General features: G+C 67.2%; 19 protein-coding genes and 1 pseudogene. 3 read left to right on the plus strand and 17 right to left on the minus strand.

From position 1 onward, the window contains the following. From rnc to QZ772_RS21990, 17 genes are all read right to left on the minus strand, one after another. A partial coding sequence (gene rnc, locus QZ772_RS21910) for a ribonuclease III (protein ID WP_295531023.1) occupies positions 1–517 on the minus strand: 517 nt, incomplete at its 3' end. Positions 518–572: 55 nt separating this feature from the next. After that, on the minus strand, positions 573–929 hold the full coding sequence (locus QZ772_RS21915; RefSeq protein WP_294366899.1) for a DUF4845 domain-containing protein: 357 nt from the start codon (positions 927–929) through the stop codon (positions 573–575). Between the two features lie 24 nt (positions 930–953). Next, on the minus strand, positions 954–1,928 hold the full coding sequence (gene lepB, locus QZ772_RS21920; protein ID WP_295531025.1) for a signal peptidase I: 975 nt from the start codon (positions 1,926–1,928) through the stop codon (positions 954–956). 52 nt (positions 1,929–1,980) lie between these two features. Next, complete coding sequence (lepA, locus tag QZ772_RS21925; RefSeq protein ID WP_294366895.1) at positions 1,981–3,792, minus strand: translation elongation factor 4; 1,812 nt, start codon at positions 3,790–3,792, stop codon at positions 1,981–1,983. Positions 3,793–4,349: 557 nt separating this feature from the next. Next, positions 4,350–5,741: a DegQ family serine endoprotease gene (locus QZ772_RS21930; protein WP_295531052.1), complete on the minus strand. Its 1,392-nt coding sequence runs from the start codon at positions 5,739–5,741 to the stop codon at positions 4,350–4,352. Between the two features lie 208 nt (positions 5,742–5,949). After that, the gene (locus QZ772_RS21935; protein WP_295531027.1) at positions 5,950–7,032 is read right to left on the minus strand and encodes a MucB/RseB C-terminal domain-containing protein; all 1,083 of its coding nucleotides are present in this window, start codon (positions 7,030–7,032) and stop codon (positions 5,950–5,952) included. 26 nt (positions 7,033–7,058) lie between these two features. Then, positions 7,059–7,652 carry a sigma-E factor negative regulatory protein gene (locus QZ772_RS21940; RefSeq protein ID WP_295531030.1) on the minus strand — a complete coding sequence of 198 codons (594 nt, stop codon included), beginning with the start codon at positions 7,650–7,652 and terminating at the stop codon, positions 7,059–7,061. A 46-nt stretch (positions 7,653–7,698) separates the two neighbouring features. Next, positions 7,699–8,343 carry an RNA polymerase sigma factor RpoE gene (gene rpoE, locus QZ772_RS21945; protein ID WP_295531032.1) on the minus strand — a complete coding sequence of 215 codons (645 nt, stop codon included), beginning with the start codon at positions 8,341–8,343 and terminating at the stop codon, positions 7,699–7,701. Further along, positions 8,340–8,801, minus strand: a complete 462-nt coding sequence (locus QZ772_RS21950; protein ID WP_295531034.1) for a hypothetical protein — start codon at positions 8,799–8,801, stop codon at positions 8,340–8,342. Before QZ772_RS21950 ends, rpoE begins: the two co-directional genes overlap by 4 nt. A gap of 49 nt (positions 8,802–8,850) precedes the next feature. After that, positions 8,851–10,095: a beta-ketoacyl-ACP synthase II gene (gene fabF / locus QZ772_RS21955; RefSeq protein ID WP_295531036.1), complete on the minus strand. Its 1,245-nt coding sequence runs from the start codon at positions 10,093–10,095 to the stop codon at positions 8,851–8,853. 181 nt (positions 10,096–10,276) lie between these two features. After that, positions 10,277–10,516, minus strand: coding sequence for an acyl carrier protein (gene acpP / locus QZ772_RS21960; RefSeq protein WP_017758944.1), 240 nt, complete (start codon positions 10,514–10,516; stop codon positions 10,277–10,279). Positions 10,517–10,669: 153 nt separating this feature from the next. After that, entirely contained in the window at positions 10,670–11,413 is a 744-nt protein-coding gene (gene fabG / locus QZ772_RS21965; protein WP_295531038.1) for a 3-oxoacyl-ACP reductase FabG, read from the minus strand. A 30-nt stretch (positions 11,414–11,443) separates the two neighbouring features. Beyond that, complete coding sequence (fabD, locus tag QZ772_RS21970; RefSeq protein WP_295531040.1) at positions 11,444–12,391, minus strand: ACP S-malonyltransferase; 948 nt, start codon at positions 12,389–12,391, stop codon at positions 11,444–11,446. A 73-nt stretch (positions 12,392–12,464) separates the two neighbouring features. Next, positions 12,465–13,442: a beta-ketoacyl-ACP synthase III gene (locus QZ772_RS21975; protein WP_295531042.1), complete on the minus strand. Its 978-nt coding sequence runs from the start codon at positions 13,440–13,442 to the stop codon at positions 12,465–12,467. After that, positions 13,439–14,530 (minus strand): phosphate acyltransferase PlsX, encoded by a 1,092-nt coding sequence (gene plsX / locus QZ772_RS21980; RefSeq protein WP_295531044.1) that lies wholly within the window; start codon positions 14,528–14,530, stop codon positions 13,439–13,441. The genes QZ772_RS21975 and plsX overlap by 4 nt, the downstream gene beginning before the upstream one ends. Positions 14,531–14,590: 60 nt before the next feature. Continuing rightward, complete coding sequence (gene rpmF, locus QZ772_RS21985; protein WP_017760020.1) at positions 14,591–14,773, minus strand: 50S ribosomal protein L32; 183 nt, start codon at positions 14,771–14,773, stop codon at positions 14,591–14,593. A 279-nt stretch (positions 14,774–15,052) separates the two neighbouring features. Beyond that, positions 15,053–15,619, minus strand: coding sequence for a YceD family protein (locus QZ772_RS21990; protein ID WP_295531046.1), 567 nt, complete (start codon positions 15,617–15,619; stop codon positions 15,053–15,055). 84 nt (positions 15,620–15,703) lie between these two features. On the opposite strand from QZ772_RS21990, the gene QZ772_RS21995 reads away from it, so the two are divergent. From QZ772_RS21995 to QZ772_RS22005, 3 genes and pseudogenes are all read left to right on the plus strand, one after another. After that, positions 15,704–16,285, plus strand: coding sequence for a Maf family nucleotide pyrophosphatase (locus tag QZ772_RS21995; protein ID WP_295531048.1), 582 nt, complete (start codon positions 15,704–15,706; stop codon positions 16,283–16,285). Beyond that, positions 16,282–17,088 (plus strand): SAM-dependent methyltransferase, encoded by an 807-nt coding sequence (locus tag QZ772_RS22000; protein WP_295531050.1) that lies wholly within the window; start codon positions 16,282–16,284, stop codon positions 17,086–17,088. The genes QZ772_RS21995 and QZ772_RS22000 overlap by 4 nt, the downstream gene beginning before the upstream one ends. Continuing rightward, positions 17,085–17,319 (plus strand): annotated as a pseudogene (locus QZ772_RS22005) (MFS transporter); the annotation flags it as partial. The gene QZ772_RS22000 and the pseudogene QZ772_RS22005, both read left to right, overlap by 4 nt.

Consider the following 17,319-nt stretch of genomic DNA (forward strand, 5'->3'; position numbering starts at 1 on the left):
TCGGCAGTTTCATTTTGTGGCCCTGCAGCCATTCCTGCAGTTCGGTCTTCGGGTCCTTGGACGCCGCACTCATCTGCGGATCGATCTCGATCCCGGCATAGAGTCGTTGGACCAGCGCCTGCGCCGGGCCGAAGCCGGCGTCCAGGTACACAGCGCCGATCAGCGCCTCGACCGCATCGGCCAGGATCGAGGGGCGGGCCGCACCGCCCGAACGGGCCTCGCCCTCGCCGAGCCGCAGCAGGCCGGGCAGTTCCAGCCGCTGCGCGATGCCGTGGAGCGTGTCCTGCTTCACGAGGTTGGCGCGCACGCGCGACAGGTCGCCCTCCGCCTGACGGGCCAGCCGGGTGTAGAGCAGATGCGAAATGGCCAGGCCCAGCACCGAATCACCCAGGAATTCGAGGCGCTCGTTGTGCTCGGCCGAATAACTGCGGTGCGTGAGGGCCCGCTGCAACAGGCGCTCGTCGGAAAAGGCATGCCCCAGGCGCGCCTGGAGCGCCGCCAGGCCGCTCGGATTCACGTGAAGACTTTCCTGTCGTTGTGGCGCCGCAGCCTGCTGGAACCCGGAGCGGCTCTCAGTCGGTGCGGCCGGAGTATTTCATCAGCAGCCAGGCCGGTCCGACCAGATGGATCTGCTTCTCGTACGCAAAGGAGACCACCACCTTGTCGCCCACCTTCTGCACATCGAGGTCCTTGCCCGAGATGGCGGTGAAGTCGTCGATGGCCTGGCCGCGGTCGAAGAGCGAGCGGACCTCGGGCACCGTGGTGCCGGCCTTGGCCCGCTCCGCCGCCTTCATGATGGCTTGGTACTCGATCAAGGTGGGCACCAGTTGTGCGGCGACCACACCGACGCAACCCAGCACGACCACCACGAACAACAACCCGATGAACGAAATGCCCCGCTGACGGGTTCTGCCCTCACCTGCCCTCATGAACTTCACTCCTTCGGCGCCTGATCAGTGGAATGGCCCGATCCGCTTGAGGTTGCCGAAGTTCATCCAGATGAAGAAGGCGCGGCCCACGACGTTCTGGTCCGGCACGAAACCCCAATAGCGCGAATCGAGGGAGTTGTCGCGGTTGTCGCCCATCATGAAGTACTGACCGGCCGGCACTTTGCAAACAAATCCCTCAACACTGTAACGACAATTTTCACGGTTGGGGAAGGCCATGATCTCTGCGTCCGACAGACCCGCGCGACGGGTCTCGTCGTTGAGGATCCGGTGGTCGACGGCGCCCAGCTTTTCGGAATACTGCTTCGAGTAGCGCATGGTGTCTTCGTCGAAGTAGTCCGGCAGCGCCTCCTTGCTCACGGGCTGGCCGTTGATCGTCAACCGCTTGTTCTGGTAGGACACCTCGTCGCCCGGCACGCCGACGACGCGCTTGATGTAGTCCATCGACGGCTGCGGCGGATAGCGGAACACGACCACGTCACCCCGGGCCAGCGGCGTGCCCTCGGTGATCTTGGTGCCCAGCACCGGCAGGCGCAGGCCGTAGGTGAACTTGTTGACCAGGATGAGGTCGCCGGTCAGCAGCGTCGGCATCATCGATCCGGACGGGATCTTGAACGGCTCGGCCACGAAGGAGCGCAACAGGAAGACGACCAGGATCACCGGGAACAGGCCCGCCGTCCAGTCGAGCCACCAGGGTTGTGCCAGCAACCGCTCGCGCGTCTTGCCGCCGTCGTCGGTGTCGAGCCGGTCGATGCCCTGGCGCTTGAGTTCTTCGCGGCGCTGGGCCTGGGCAGTCTCGAAGGCCTGCGCCGCGCGGCGGCGCCGCGGCAGGAAGACCAGTCGCTCGGCCAGCCAGTACAGGCCCGTGACCACGGTCGCCAGGAACAGCAGCAGGGCAAAGTTGCCCTCCACCGCGCCGACGTACCAGGCGCCGATGTAGCCGGCGAACGCGGCGAGGATCAGGGAGGTGAGGATGGGCATCGCTTGGAATTGTTCTGGGGGAAGCTGAGTGGCGGCGGACCGGCAGGTCCGCTCAGTCCTCGACCTGCAGGATGGCGAGGAAGGCTTCCTGCGGCACCTCGACCGAGCCGATCTGCTTCATGCGCTTCTTGCCGGCCTTCTGCTTCTCGAGCAGCTTGCGCTTGCGGGTGATGTCGCCGCCGTAACATTTTGCCAGCACGTTCTTGCGCATCGCCTTCACGGTCTCGCGGGCGATGATGTTGGCGCCGATGGCGGCCTGGATGGCCACGTCGAACATCTGGCGGCTGATGATCTCGCGCATCTTGGCCACCACCGCCCGGCCGCGGTACTGCGACTGGCTGCGGTGCACGATGATGGACAGCGCATCCACCTTGTCGCCGTTGAGCAGGATGTCGACCTTGACCACGTCGGAGGCGCGGTACTCCTTGAACTCGTAGTCCATGGAGGCATAGCCGCGGCTCACCGACTTCAGCTTGTCGAAGAAGTCCAGCACGATCTCGCCCAGGGGCATCTCGTAGGTGAGCATCACCTGGCGGCCGTGGTAGGCCATGTTGATCTGCACGCCGCGCTTCTGGTTGGCCAGCGTCATCACCGGACCCACGTACTCCTGCGGCATGTACAGGTGCACCGTCACGATCGGCTCGCGGATCTCGGCCATGCGGCCGATGTCGGGCATCTTGGAGGGGTTCTCCACCATGATGACCTCGCCGTCGCTCTTGAGCACCTCGTACACGACGCTCGGCGCGGTGGTGATCAGGTCCTGGTCGAACTCGCGCTCCAGGCGCTCCTGCACGATCTCCATGTGCAGCAGGCCCAGGAAGCCGCAGCGGAAGCCGAAGCCCAGCGCCTGCGACACCTCGGGCTCGAAGTGCAGCGAGGCGTCGTTGAGCTTGAGCTTCTCCAGCGCGTCGCGCAACTGGTCGTATTCGCTGGCCTCAGTCGGGTACAGGCCCGCGAAGACCTGCGGCTGGATCTCCTTGAAGCCCGGCAGCGGCTCGGTGGCCGTGAAGGCGGCGCCGCCGGAGCCCTGCTTGATCAGCGTGACCGTGTCGCCCACCTTCGCGGCCTGCAGTTCCTTGATGCCGGCGATGATGTAGCCCACCTCGCCCGCCTCCAGGCTGTTGCGCGGCTCGTTCGCCGGCGTGAACACGCCCAGGTTGTCGGCGTTGTAGGTGGCGCCCGTGGCCATCAGCTTGATGCGCTCGCCCTTGGCCAGCCGGCCATCGACCACGCGCACCAGCATGACCACGCCCACGTAGGCGTCGAACCAGCTGTCGATGATCATGGCGCGCAGCGCGCCATCCGGGTTTCCGCGCGGCGCGGGGATCTTGGCAACGACAGCCTCCAGGATCTCGTCCACGCCCATGCCGGTCTTTGCCGAGCAGGGGATGGCGTCACCGGCATCGATGCCGATCACATCCTCGATCTCTTCCTTCGCGCGGTCCGGATCGGCCTGGGGCAGATCCATCTTGTTGAGGACCGGCAGCACTTCGACACCGAGGTCCAGCGCCGTGTAGCAGTTGGCCACCGTCTGCGCTTCCACACCCTGCGAAGCATCGACGACGAGCAGCGCACCTTCACAGGCGGACAGCGAGCGCGAGACCTCGTACGAGAAGTCCACGTGGCCCGGCGTATCGATGAGGTTGAGGTTGTAGACCTGCCCGTCCTTGGCCTTGTAGTGCAGTGCCGCGGTCTGTGCCTTGATGGTTATCCCACGCTCCTTCTCGATGTCCATGGAGTCGAGCACCTGCGCTTCCATCTCGCGCTCGGCCAAGCCACCGCAACGCTGGATCAGGCGGTCCGCCAGCGTGGACTTGCCGTGATCGATGTGCGCAATGATCGAGAAGTTTCTGATGTGGTTCATCAACGAGCAGACTTAAGTCTTTGAATTTGCTAGCGCAGCAACGGGAGCGCACAAGAAAAAAGGGCGCGTCCTTGGCAGACGCGCCCTGAACCAACAAGCAATGGCAACTGCAGTAGTTGGAACTTCATTGTAGGCAAAACGGGGGGCGCGTACAGGCCGGCGGACGCCGGGGAAGCCTCGTTGCAGGTCAGCAACAGGAATTTATCAACACCTTATTCACAGGCTGTGTGGGTTGTTTTCTGGACAACTTGTGGGCGATCTGTGGACCAACGGTGCATGGCGACCTTGAATCCCGCATCGTGAACAAGCGATGGCCGCTTATGAAGCAAAACCGCACTGAGGCGGGCGCATTCTACCGAAATGGTTGTTAGCGCCTTGGAACCGCCTACAACGATCAACCCTATCAACCTCCAGAGGTTGTTCGCAAATTTTTATCCGAAGCCCTTCGGCAAGGCCGAGCAGGGGCGCCCGAATGACCCCAAAACCAAGTCATGGACGGGGCCACTCCGGGCCGGCCGGCGGCGGTCCCGACGTGGCCGTCGCACTGGTCGCGGGAGTCAGCGGGCGGGGCGGATCAAGGCGTACTGGGCCCAATCCCCGCGCCGGAAAAGCACGCTGACCGCTTTGCTCTTGTCAATCTTGGCCAGCGCAGCATCGAATTCCTTGAGGCTGGTGACTTCCACGTTGCCCACCGACAGGATGATGTCGCCCTCGCGCAGACCCGCGCGGGCCGCCGCGTCGGTGGCGGATTCGACCCGGACGCCGCCGCGCAGCTTGAGCTCGCGCCGCTGGGCGTCTGTGAGTTCGGCCAGCGCCAACCCCAGCGACTTTGCGGCCGCCGAGACGGAGGGCTTGGGCTCTTCCTTGCCCGCGGCAGGCCGGCGCGTCGGCTGGTCGGCCTCCAGCTCAGCCACCGTGATCGAGAGGTCACGCGTCCCGCCGCGGCGGAACACGGTCACCGTGGTCTTGGTCCCTGGCTTGGTGTTGCCGACCATGCGCGGCAGGTCGCTCGGCCGCTCGATGTCGCGGCCGTCGTACTTCAGGATGACGTCGCCGGGCTCGATGCCGGCCTTGTCGCCCGGTGAGCCGCTTTCGACACCGCGCACCAGCGCGCCCTGCGCCTTGGGCAGGCCGATGGATTCCGCCACATCCTTGCTCACCTGGTCGATCTGCACGCCGATGCGCCCGCGGGACACGCGGCCCGTCGCACGCAACTGGTCGCTGACGCGGATCGCCTCATCGATCGGGATCGAGAAGGAAATGCCCATGAAGCCGCCCGACCGCGAATAGATCTGGCTGTTGATGCCCACGACCTCGCCACGCATGTTGATCAACGGCCCGCCCGAGTTGCCCGGGTTGATGGCCACGTCGGTCTGGATGAAGGGCAGGTATTCGCCCGTGTCGCGCTGCTTGGCGCTCACGATGCCCGCCGTCACGGTGTTCTCCAGGCCGAAGGGCGAGCCGATGGCCATGACCCATTCGCCCACGCGCAGACGGGAGATGTCGCCCACCTTGACCGCCGGAAGGCCCGTGGCGTCGATCTTGACCACGGCCACGTCGGTTCGCTTGTCGGCACCGACGATGCGGGCCTTGAACTCGCGCTTGTCGGTGAGCGTAACGATCACCTCCGACGCGTCCTCGACGACGTGGGCATTGGTCATCACATAGCCGTCCGCGGTGAGGATGAAGCCCGAGCCGACGCCGCGGGGCCGCTCTTCCTCTTGCGGCTGCTGCTGGGGCCGGTTCTGCCGCGGAACGTTGGGCAGCGGCTGGCCGAAGAAACGGCGGAAGAACTCCTGCATCTCCTCGTCCATCTCCCCGGAGCCGCGACGCGTGACCCGCTCGACGGTGCGGATGTTCACAACGGACGGTCCGACCTGGTCGACAAGGTCGGTGAAGTCGGGCAGCGTGCGGGTCGCCTGTGCGGCCTGCGCCACGGCCGGCTGCATCGGGACCAGCAGCGTCAACCCGGACAGTGCAGCGAAGGCCAGTGCCGGCAGGCGGCGAGCCAGGGTAGAAGAAGACATGAAACGGTCTCTGTTCGTCATCCTCGGACTTCTTTCAACAACACGGGGAGCAAGGGGGCGAGCATCCACGATAGCCGCTGCGCCACACCTCGCGGCAGATGCCCTTGAGAAGGCCCAGCCGGCGAAAGGTTCAGCGCGTGCGCGCAAGCGCGCGGGCAAAGGCGTCCAGGGTGCGCATGGGCACCTCGCCCACCGCGGTGAGCCACCAGTCGCCCGCGGCGTCGGGCAGCTTGCGCGAGAGGGTGTAGGTGGCGCCCTGGGCCTGGGACCCTTCCTGGCGCGGCTGGTCGCCGTACGGCTCCAGGAACAGTGACACCGTGGCCAACCCGTCGGAGAAGGTCCACTGCAGGATGCGCTTGCGCGGCCCGAAGAAGAAGCGCGGCTCGCCGATGGGACGCAGGTAGCTGCTGACCGGCTTGAAACCGGGGACGGGCTGCGACAGCGTCCAGCCCTCGGCATCGACATTGACGGACTCGAGCTTGGAGCGCTCGGTCTTCCAGCCCTGGGTGTTGTCCATCATCTCGGCCAGCGCCGGAACGGGCATCGGCTCCTCGAATTGGAGTTCAGAGAAGGCCGACTGCTCCACCACGGCGCCGCGCGCATCGAGAGTCTGCAGCTTCAACACCAGGCCCGAGCGTCGCTCGCACCACACACGGTAGCCGAAGCGCATCGCATCGCGGGCGACGATCTGGACCACATCGGCCTCGATGCCTGCGACACGGCCACGACCGAGCGGGCGGGCATCGTAGAACTCGGTGATGGAACCCTCGGTGGCCCCCAGGAGATTGGGGAAGACATCGAGGTTCTCGCGCTGCTCGGTCTTGACCAGCCGCTGGTCCGGCAAAAAGGTGCGGACCAGTTCGTTGCGGCGGAAGGTGGATCGCTGCGGCCCCGACAGCGTCTCCACGCGCTCGATGCACACCGGGCCGTCGCAAGCGTGCCAGATGCGCGCGCTCGACAACGCGCCAGCGCCGGTCGACACCACGAAGGTGCCCACGTATTCGGTGGTGCGCGCAGCTTCGTGCATGCGACGCAGCCAGTCGATTGCACCCGAGCCCGTGGGCGCCTGCACAGGCGGCAAGCCACTGGGCTGCGCAGCGGGGCCTCCCGGAGGCGGTGCAGCCTGCGCGCCGGCGGGCGCGGCAGCCAAGACCAGCAAGGCGGCGGGAACGGTCGCAACCAGTCGGCGGCGCGAGGCAGGAGAAACGGGCATCGGCAATGGAATGGCGATCCGCTCGGTCAGCGAGAAGGCGTTTCGAAGGTCGCGTTTCGCAAAAAGCCGGAGGGCATCTGCGACGCGCCGCCGGCCTCCTGGTGCGCTTCCAGCAACTCGTCCAGGCGCGGATCTCGCAACATCACCTCGGGTCGGTTGCCGACCTGAACGAGGCTCTGCTGCTGGACCGGCGCCGGACTGTTCGACGCCAAAGTGGGCACGCCGCCGTCCTGGCGTGCCATCTGCGCCCCGCCATTCGTCCCTGTGCCGGAGACAAAGCTCCAACCAACCGCCGCTGCCACCGCCACCGAGGCCACGCCGGCCACCAGCCGCCAGCGGAACACAGGCTCGTTGGCCGCCTCTGCCTGCCGGGTCCATTCGACGGGCGGCTGCGCCACCTCGACGGGCCGCGGTATTTGCGGCTCCTGGGCCATGCGCTGGCGGAACTTGTCGAGGAAGGCGTCACTGTCGGTGCAGGCGGTGTGCCGCCCCGTCCGCAGTGCCTCGCCCACCAAGTGATACATCTGCCACGAGGCGCGCAGCGTGTCGTCGCCCGCCACTTCCTGCACGGCGCGCGCCATCTCATGCGCCTGCATTTCGCCGTCCATCAAGGCCGACATCTGCTCGAAGGCCTGGTTCCTAAACTCGTTCATGGGGTTCACCTGCTCACCAACGTTTGCCCGACTGGTTCTCCAGCAGGGGCTTCACTCTCGTAGAAATCGCCTCCCGGGCCCGGAAGATGCGCGAGCGGACGGTCCCGATCGGGCAATTCATGGCCTCGGCGATCTCCTCGTAGCTCAACCCCTCGATCTCACGCAAGGTCACCGCCTGCCGCAATTCGGCCGGCAGCGCCTCCATGGCGGCATTCACCGCAGCGGCCACTTCGTTGGCCGCAAGCACGGAATCAGGGGTTTCGTCGCTGATTGGTTCGTTTCCGCCACGGTAAGTTTCATCATCCTCGTCGCTGCTGCGCAGCGCCGCTTCGGAGACCGTCGGATCGCGTTTCATGTCCACCAGCGCCTTCTTGGCGGTATTGACGGCAATGCGATACAGCCAGGTGTAGAACTGCGCGTCGCCGCGAAACTGGTGCAGCGCCCGGTATGCGCGGATGAAGGTTTCCTGCGCGATGTCCTCCACCAGATCCACATCCCGCACCATTCGGCCGATCAGGCGTTCGATTCGCCGCTGGTACTTGACCACCAGCAACTCGAAGGCCTTGGCGTCGCCCGCCAGGGTGCGCTGGACCAGCACCAGGTCGGCCGCACCCGGACTGCCGGGTGGCGGCGCGGGAGGAGGCACGGCGGCGTTCATGCAGGTGTCCCCCGCTCAGGCGTGACCCCGTCGCGCTCGCCGTCGAAGGCAGCGCGACGCAGCGCGCGCCACCTGGAGGGATCCGCCCCCCGGTCCAGCCACACCCAGATCGGGCGAGCGTCTCCGGAGCCGCAACGGGCGAGCATCAGAGGGCCGAGATCCATGACGACCGCCAGCCTACAACCCGACCGAAGGTTCTGGCCCCGCAGGTCCGTCATCGCCCACTCGCCGCGCTCCCACCACAGCATGCCGCGATGGACGCCACGACCGCCGCCCAACGCCAGCGTCAGCCCGGCCACTGCGGCGAGGACGATCACCAGGGTCGACGCGTCGAAAGCGGCGAAGTGAAGGCACCAGCCCAGAGTGCCGAGGCCTCCCGCGCAAGCGATCCCGAGTTGCAGGGCTGCCGCGCGGCGGGAGACCCCGACTGGAAAACTCACCGCCGGGGCGTGGTGCATGGGGGGTTCAGAAAGGCGAGAAGCAAGCGGATCAACGAAGAAGGACGCGTCAGACCCGCTTGAACACCAGCGTGCCGTTGGTGCCGCCGAAGCCAAAGTTGTTCTTCACGGCCACGTCGATCTTCATGTCGCGCGCCGTGTTGGCGCAGTAGTCCAGGTCGCAGTCCGGATCCTGGTTGAAGATGTTGATGGTCGGTGGGCTCTTCTGCTCGTGCACCGCCAGCACCGTGAACACCGACTCGATGCCCCCGGCGCCGCCGAGCAGGTGGCCCGTCATGGACTTGGTGGAGTTCACCACCATGTTCCGGGCGTGGTCGCCGAAGGCCAGTTTGATGGCGTTGGTCTCGTTCAGGTCGCCGAGAGGCGTGGAGGTGCCGTGCGCGTTCAGGTAATTGACCTGGTCGGCATTGATGCCGGCGTTGCGCAGGGCGGCCTGCATGCTGCGGCGCGGCCCGTCCACGCTGGGCGCGGTCATGTGGTACGCGTCGGCGCTCATGCCGAAGCCCACGAGTTCAGCGTAGATCTTGGCGCCGCGGGCCTTGGCATGCTCGTATTCCTCGAGCACCAGCACACCGGCGCCCTCGCCCAGCACGAAGCCGTCGCGGTCCTTGTCCCACGGGCGGGAGGCCGTTGCCGGATCGTCGTTGCGAGTGGACAGCGCACGGGCGGCCGCGAAGCCGCCGATGCCCAGAGGTGAGACGGTCGACTCGGCACCGCCGGCCACCATCACATCCGCATCGCCGGCCTGGATCAGGCGCGCCGACAGGCCGATGGCATGCAGGCCGGTGGTACAGGCGGTGACCACCGCGATGTTCGGGCCCGTGAAGCCGTACTTGATCGACAGGTGGCCCGAGATCATGTTGATGATCGAGGCCGGCACGAAGAAGGGCGAGATGCGCCGCGGACCCCGGTTGGTCAGTTCGGCATGCGTCTCTTCGATCATCGGCAGGCCGCCGATGCCCGAACCGATGTTGCAGCCGATGCGCTCGGCCAGTTCAGGCGAGAGGGCGTCGCCCGTGGGCAGTCCGCTGTCCTGTACCGCCTGGATGGAGGCGGCCAGTCCGAGATGGATGAAGCGGTCCATGTGACGCGCTTCCTTCTCGGAGATGTATTGGGTGATGTCGAAACCCTTGACCTGGCCCGCAAAGCGGCAAGCCAGGTTGCTGGCATCGAAGCTGGTGACGGTGCTGATGCCCGACTGGCCCGCCACGAGATTGGCCCAGCTCTCGGCCACAGTGTTTCCGACGGGGGAGATGCAACCGAGCCCGGTGACGACGACGCGGCGTTGAGTCATGCCGGCGAACCTTTCTGCAATGGTGGGTCTCCCAGACCTGGGGCGCCGTGCGCCTGGAGCGTCACTGAAGGGACGGTTCCGGGAGGAAGTGAAGCCGAAGGCCCGCGAAACGGGAGAGGAGGGAGCCTCGCAAAGCGCCGGTCGTGCAGCGCAGCGGGCAAACGGCTTGGGTCTTGGCCGATCAGGCCTTCTGGTTCTTGACGGCGTAATCGATGGCGTTCTGCACCGTGGTGATCTTCTCGGCGTCTTCGTCCGGGATCTCGATGCCGAATTCATCTTCCAGCGCCATCACGAGTTCGACCGTGTCCAGCGAGTCGGCGCCCAGGTCGGCCACGAAAGCCTTTTCGTTGGTCACTTGCGACTCCTCCACGCCGAGTTGCTCGGCGATGATTTTCTTGACACGTGCTTCGATATCGCTCATTTAGGTTCCCTCTGAGGGTGGTAAAGAATCAAGGATTTTAGCCGGGCCGCCCCGGGCGAAGTCCCGGCAAGGGCCTACGGCCGCCCGGAGAAGCCACTGTCCAGCCTATCGCGCAGATTCGCCCGACAGGCCGGCTGCGCAGCGGCTGGTGGATTACATGTACATGCCGCCGTTGACGTGCAGCTCCTGGCCCGTCACGTAGCCGGCCTGCGGCGATGCGAGATAGGCCACGGCATGGGCCACGTCGGCCGGCTTGCCCAGATGGCCCAGCGGGATCTGCGACAGCAGCGCCTGCTGCTGCGCCTCGGGCAGGCTGGCGGTCATGTCGGTCTCGATGAAGCCGGGCGCCACGCAGTTGACGGTGATCGCACGGCTACCCAACTCGCGAGCCAGGGCGCGGGTCATGCCCGCCACGCCGGCCTTGGCGGCCGCATAGTTGGCCTGCCCCGGATTGCCGGAGGCGCCCACCACGCTGGTGATGCTGATGATGCGGCCATAGCGCTGCTTCATCATCGGACGGATGACGGCGCGCGACAGGCGGAAGACCGCCTTCAGATTGGTGTCGATGACGGCGTCCCAGTCCTCGTCCTTCAGCCGCATGGCGAGCATGTCGCGGGTGATGCCGGCGTTGTTGACGAGCACATGCAGGCCACCGTGGGCCTTCACGATGGCGTCGATCATGGCCTCCACGGCCGGGCCGTCGGTGACATTCAGCACCTGGCCTTCACCGCCGTGGGGCGACAGCGCCGCGCCAATCTTGGCGGCGCCGTCGGCGCTCGTGCCCGTGCCGATGACCTTGTAGCCGCGCTGGGCGAGTTCCAGCGCGATGGCTGCGCCGATGCCGCGCGTGGCGCCGGTGACGAGGGCCACTTGGCCCTGGATCGCGGGAGTGTTCATGCGTGTTTCCAGATAAAGGGAGAGACGGCGTCAGGCGACCAGTTGCCGCGCTTCGCCCAGCGAGGCCGGATCCTGGATGAAGCCGCTGACCAGGCCGGGCGCAATGCGCTTGACCATGCCCGACAGCACCTTGCCAGGTCCGCATTCGACGACGGCCTCGACACCCCGGGCGTGCAGAGCCTGCACGCTCTCGACCCAGCGCACCGGGCCGGCGGCCTGGCGCACCAGTGCCTCGCGGATGCGGGCCGGATCGGTCTCGACAGCCACATCGATGTTGTTCAGTACCGGAATCTGCGGCGCCTTCAGCTCGACCTCGGCCAGGCGGCGCGCCAGGGCCTCGGCCGCCGGCTTCATCAGGCTGGAATGGAAAGGCGCCGACACCGGCAGCGGCAAGGCACGCTTGGCGCCCTGGCTCTTGAGCGGTTCACAGGCGCGCTCGACGGCAGCCTTGCTGCCGGCGATCACGGTCTGCATCGGGTCGTTGAAATTGACGGCCTCGACCACTTCGCCTGGAACGCCCATCGCGGCAGTGGCCTCGGCACAGCCGGCCTTCACCTGCTCGGCGGCCATGCCCAGGACGGCGGCCATGGCGCCGGTGCCCACCGGCACGGCCTCCTGCATCGCCTGGGCACGGAACCGCACCAGCGGCGCGGCCTGGGCCAGCGTCAGCACGCCGGCAGCGACCAGTGCCGAGTACTCGCCGAGCGAGTGACCGGCCACCACGGACGGCTGTGCGCCGCCCTCGTCCAGCCAGGCGCGCCAGGCGGCGATGCCGGCCACCAGCATCACCGGCTGAGTGTTGGTGGTGAGAGCAAGAGTTTCCTTCGGGCCTTCCTTGATCAGCAGGCCGATGTCCTGGCCCAGCGCTTCGGACGCCTCGGCGAGCGTTTCGCGCACGGCGGGATGGTCCCCCCATGCGTCGAGCATGCCCACGGATTGCGAGCCCTGGCCGGGAAAAACGAATGCGAAGTTCTTCATGGTGGTTGAGTCTCCATCTGCGCGCATCTTGTGGCGACGCGGCGCCGGGCGGGCCCCTGCGGCAGGGAACGCCCTACAGGTTCAGAAGCACGGCGCCCCAGGTGAAGCCGCCGCCCACGCCTTCGAGCATGACCGTGTCTCCGGTGCGCACCTGCCCGCCACGCACCGCGGCGTCCAGCGCCAGCGGGATCGACGCGGCCGAGGTGTTGCCGTGCTCGTGCACGGTCACGACCACTTTGTCGAGGCCCAGCTTCAGCTTCTTGGCCGTGCCTTGCATGATGCGGATGTTGGCCTGATGCGGGATCAGCCAGTCGATGTCGGCCTCGGTCTTGCCGGCCTTGGCCAGCGTGGCACGCGCGGCCTCTTCGAGCACCCGCACGGCCAGCTTGAAGACAGCTTGACCGTCCATGTGCAACAGCGGCGTGCCCAGCACCTGACCGCCCGACACATGCCCGGGCACGCACAGGATGCCGACGTGCGAGCCGTCGGCGTGCAGGTCGCTGGCCAGAATGCCGGGGGTGTCGCTGGCCTCCAGCACCACGGCGCCGGCACCGTCGCCGAACAGCACGCAGGTGGTCCGGTCGTTGAAGTCGAGGATGCGCGAGAACACCTCGGCGCCTACCACCAGCGCGCACTTGGCGGCACCGGTGCGCACCATGGCGTCGGCCACGGTCAGCGCGTAGACGAAGCCGCTGCACACGGCCTGCACGTCGAAGGCGGGGCACCCGGCGATGCCGAGCTTGTTCTGGAGGATGGCTGCCGACGAGGGGAACACCATGTCGGGCGTGGACGTTGCCACGATGATCAGGTCCACCTCAGCAGCACTGCGGCCGGCGGCCTCGAGGGCATGGCGACAGGCTTCCAGCGCCAGATCGCTGCTGTTGACGCCGTCCGCCACGAAATGGCGGGCATGGATGCCGGTGCGCTCGACGATCCATTCGTTGGAGGTCTCGATGCCGCGACCAGCCAGTTCCTGCGCCAGTTCGTCGTTGCTGACCCGGCGCGGCGGCAGATAGCTGCCGGTGCCGGTGATGCGGGAATAGAGCGTCATGAAGCTTGGAGTGCCGCGTTGTCGGTGGGCGCCGTTACCTCGGGCCGCGCCAGCAGGGGGGCGGCATGGGCGATGCGGGCGCGGACGCGGTCGAGCAGGTTGTTGCGGGCGGCATCATAAGCGCGATCCAGAGCATGCCCGAAAGCCAGCTCGTCGGCCGACCCGTGGCTCTTGAACACAAGACCACGCAGCCCCAGCAGCGCCGCGCCGTTGTAGCGACGATGGTCCAGCCGCTTCTTGAGCGCCTTTAGCACCGGGTAGGAGACCAGCGCCGCGACCTTGCTCATCAGGCCGCGCGAGTACTCCTGCTTGAGGAAGTCCACGATCATCGAGGCCACGCCCTCGGTGGCCTTGAGCGCGACGTTGCCGACGAAGCCATCGCACACCACGATGTCGGTAGTGCCCTTGAAGATGTCGTTGCCTTCGACGTTGCCGTGGAAGTTGAGGTCACGCGACTCGGCCGCCTGACGCAGCAGCACGCTGGCGCGCTTGATGACCTCGCTGCCCTTGATGACCTCTTCGCCGACGTTGAGCAGACCGACCGTGGGCGAATCGTCGCCGCTCATCGACGACACCAGCGCCGAGCCGAGCACCGCGAACTGGAGCAGTGTCTCGGCGTCGCAGTCCACGTTCGCCCCCAGGTCGAGCACCGTGGTGGCCCCACCCTTCATATTGGGCAACTGTGTGGCGATGGCCGGCCGATCGATGCCGTCCAGCGTCTTGAGCACGTAACGGGCGATGGCCATCAGCGCGCCGGTGTTGCCGGCGGAGACGGCCGCATGCGCCGCACCGTCCTTGACCTGCTGGACCGCGACGCGCATGGACGAATCCTTCTTGCGGCGCAGCGCCACCTCGACCGGATCGTCCATGCCCACCACCTCGGTGGCCACCACATGCCGCGCCCGCTCGTGGCGGAAGCCGGAGACGGCCGACTCGACGCCGACCAGCACGAGGCGGGCATCAGGATGGTTGTCGAGAAAACGACGGCAGGCCGCGAGCGTGACGCGAGGGCCATGGTCGCCACCCATGCAATCGACCGCAAGGGTGATTGCCGTGGCAGCAGGAGCGTGCAGATCGGTGCTGGACATCAAAACAAAGGCCCGACGCTACGGGTTCAGTAGCCTCGGGCCTTGGCCTTGAAGGGGCAATCAGGCTTCGTTTTTGGTCTTTAGGACCTTGCGACCACGGTAGAAGCCGTTGGGGCTGATGTGGTGACGCAGATGGGTTTCGCCGGTGGTGGGCTCCACGGCGATGCCGGGCACGCCCAGCGCATTGTGCGAACGGTGCATGCCGCGCTTCGAAGGCGACTTCTTGTTTTGCTGAACGGCCATGGTTGGCTCCTGCGAATCTGTTGGGGTGGCGGAAAGGCGCGAGACCCTGAGGCAGCGGCGCCAGCGGTCGAACCAGACTGGCAAACCGCGCTGCAACCCGCGAGTGCCCTGCCGCAGCTCAGTCAGCGATGACTGACTGAAAGGAGCGGAGCACCGGGGGCGGCCCGGACATGCACGAAGCGCTCGTGCATCGTCTGACAGGGCCTGCGGCATGCGCGCGAAGCCAGCGAGTATAGCCCAGCCGATCCCATCTGCGCCAGAGCCGCACCGATGCACCCGTCAATCGTTCGATTCGGGCTTGGCCTTGCGCAGGCCTTCGAGCACGGCGAAGGGATTAGGCTTGTCGCTGCCGGCCGCGTCGAAATCCTCGTCCGCCGCGGAAAAGCGCGGCTGCTCGGGACAGACCTCGTGGCGGGGCGCGACAGGAATATCCATCAGCAGCTCGTCCTCGACCAGTGCGCGCAGGTCGAAGTCGGGCTCCAGCGCCAGCACATCCTCTTCGGCCTCCTCGTCCTCGGCAGCGGCCGTGGCCTCGTCGGCGACGAAGCGAAACCAGCGGTCCACCGACAGCGCGGTCTGCACGGGGCCCAGGCAGCGTTGACACACCAGCGGCAGGTGGACATCGGCCTCGACATGGAGCCAGGGCACGCCAGGGCCAGCGGCGCTGCCGCGCATCTCACCGGCTGCGCGCCAGGCCACTTCAACCGGCCCCGTGTCACTGGTGGCCTGGGCCGCCTCCTCGGTCAAGCGCGCCCATTGCGCGAGCGGGCTGGTTTCGGCCAGGGTGGCGCCGGCCTGGGCAAAGGCCTTCACGTCCAGGCGGGCCGCATCGAATTCCGTCTTCATGGCCGCAGTCTACGTCCCGCCTCCCGTGCGGCACGGCGTGGTGGCCGACCCGGGCACTGCGGACGGCTCGCCGAGAATCCGCGCATGCAACGCACCGTCATCCTCGGGTCCACGTCCCGCTACCGCCGCGAACTGCTCTCGCGGCTGCGCCTGCCCTTCGAAGTCCAGCCTCCCGAGGTGGACGAAACGCCCCGCCCTGGCGAAGCGCCTGCTGCGCTCGCGGCCCGCCTGGCCCTGTCCAAGGCCCAGGCCGTGGCCGAGCGCTTTCCCGAGGCGGTTGTCATCGGCTCCGACCAGGTGGCCGACCTCGACGGCGAGCCGCTGGGCAAACCCGGCGACCATGAACGCGCCACCGCGCAACTGCGCCGAATGAGCGGCCGCACCCTCGTCTTCCAGACGGCACTGGCCGTGGTCTGCCAGCGCACCGGCTTCGTGCAGCAGGATCTGGCACCCGTGCGCGTCACCTTCCGCACGCTCAGCGACGCCGCCATCGAACAGTACCTGCGTGCCGAACAGCCCTACGACTGTGCCGGCAGCGCCAAGAGCGAAGGCCTGGGCATCGCGCTGCTCGACGCCATCGACAACGACGATCCCACGGCCCTCGTCGGCCTGCCGCTGATCCGCACCTGCCGCATGCTGCGCGCCGCGGGGGTGGAACTGCTGTGAGCGAGATCTCCGCGCCGCCCAACCTCACGCCGTCAGCCGGACACTCGCGCCCCGGCACGCTCTATCTGGTCCCTGCCCCCCTGGACTTCGGCTGCGATATCCAGATACCGGTCGAGGACAGCCTGCCCGCCGCCACCCTGCGCGCCGCCGCCGGCCTCGGCCATTGGGTCTGCGAGAACGCCAAGAGCGCCCGCGCCCTGCTCAAGCGCATCGACGGCGTGGCGCCGCTTGCCGTGCCGATCCAGCAGATGTCGATCCGGGAACTGCCCCGCGAAGTGCACAAGAAAGGCGACCATGGCGGCGGCTTCGACGCCCGCGGCCTGCTGGTCGATCTCCAGGCCGGCCACGACGTGGGACTGCTGAGCGAAGCCGGCATGCCTGCCGTGGCGGACCCCGGCTCGTCCGTGGTGCGCGCCGCCCACGACCTGGGAGCGCCGGTGGTGCCACTGGTCGGTCCCGTGTCCCTACTGCTCGCCCTGGCCGCGAGCGGGTTGGGCGGCCAGGACTTCGCCTTTACCGGCTATCTGCCCCAGGACGCCGAAACCCGACGCCAGCGCATCCGCGACCTGGAGGGCCTGGCGCTCAAACGCGGGCAGACGCAGATCGTCATTGAAACGCCCTACCGCAACGAGGCCGTGCTCCAAGCCCTGGTGCAGACGCTGCAGCCGAACACGCGGCTGGCCGTGGCCTCGGGCCTCACGCTGCCGCAGGCACAGATCAGCAGCCGCAGCGTGAAGGCCTGGCGTGCCCTGCCCGAGCGCGCCATGGGCAAGCTGCCCGCCGTCTTTGCGTTCGGCCGATGAGTGCGACACCGGTGATTCAGCCGACGGCCCGCCTGCCTGCCGCCCGCTGGGCCGCACGCACGCAGTTCTTCGGCTCCGGCTTCATCTTTGCCACCTGGGGCGTGCACATTCCCACCGTCAAGTCGCACTACGGGATCGACGAGGCGGCGCTGGGCCTTGCGATGCTCGCTGCCGGTGCAGGAGCGCTGCTCGGCCTCGCGCGCGCCGGCCGATGGATCGGCCGCCGTGGCG

The sequence above is a fragment of the uncultured Pseudacidovorax sp. genome, assembly GCF_913773995.1.
Classification (GTDB): domain Bacteria; phylum Pseudomonadota; class Gammaproteobacteria; order Burkholderiales; family Burkholderiaceae_C; genus Xenophilus.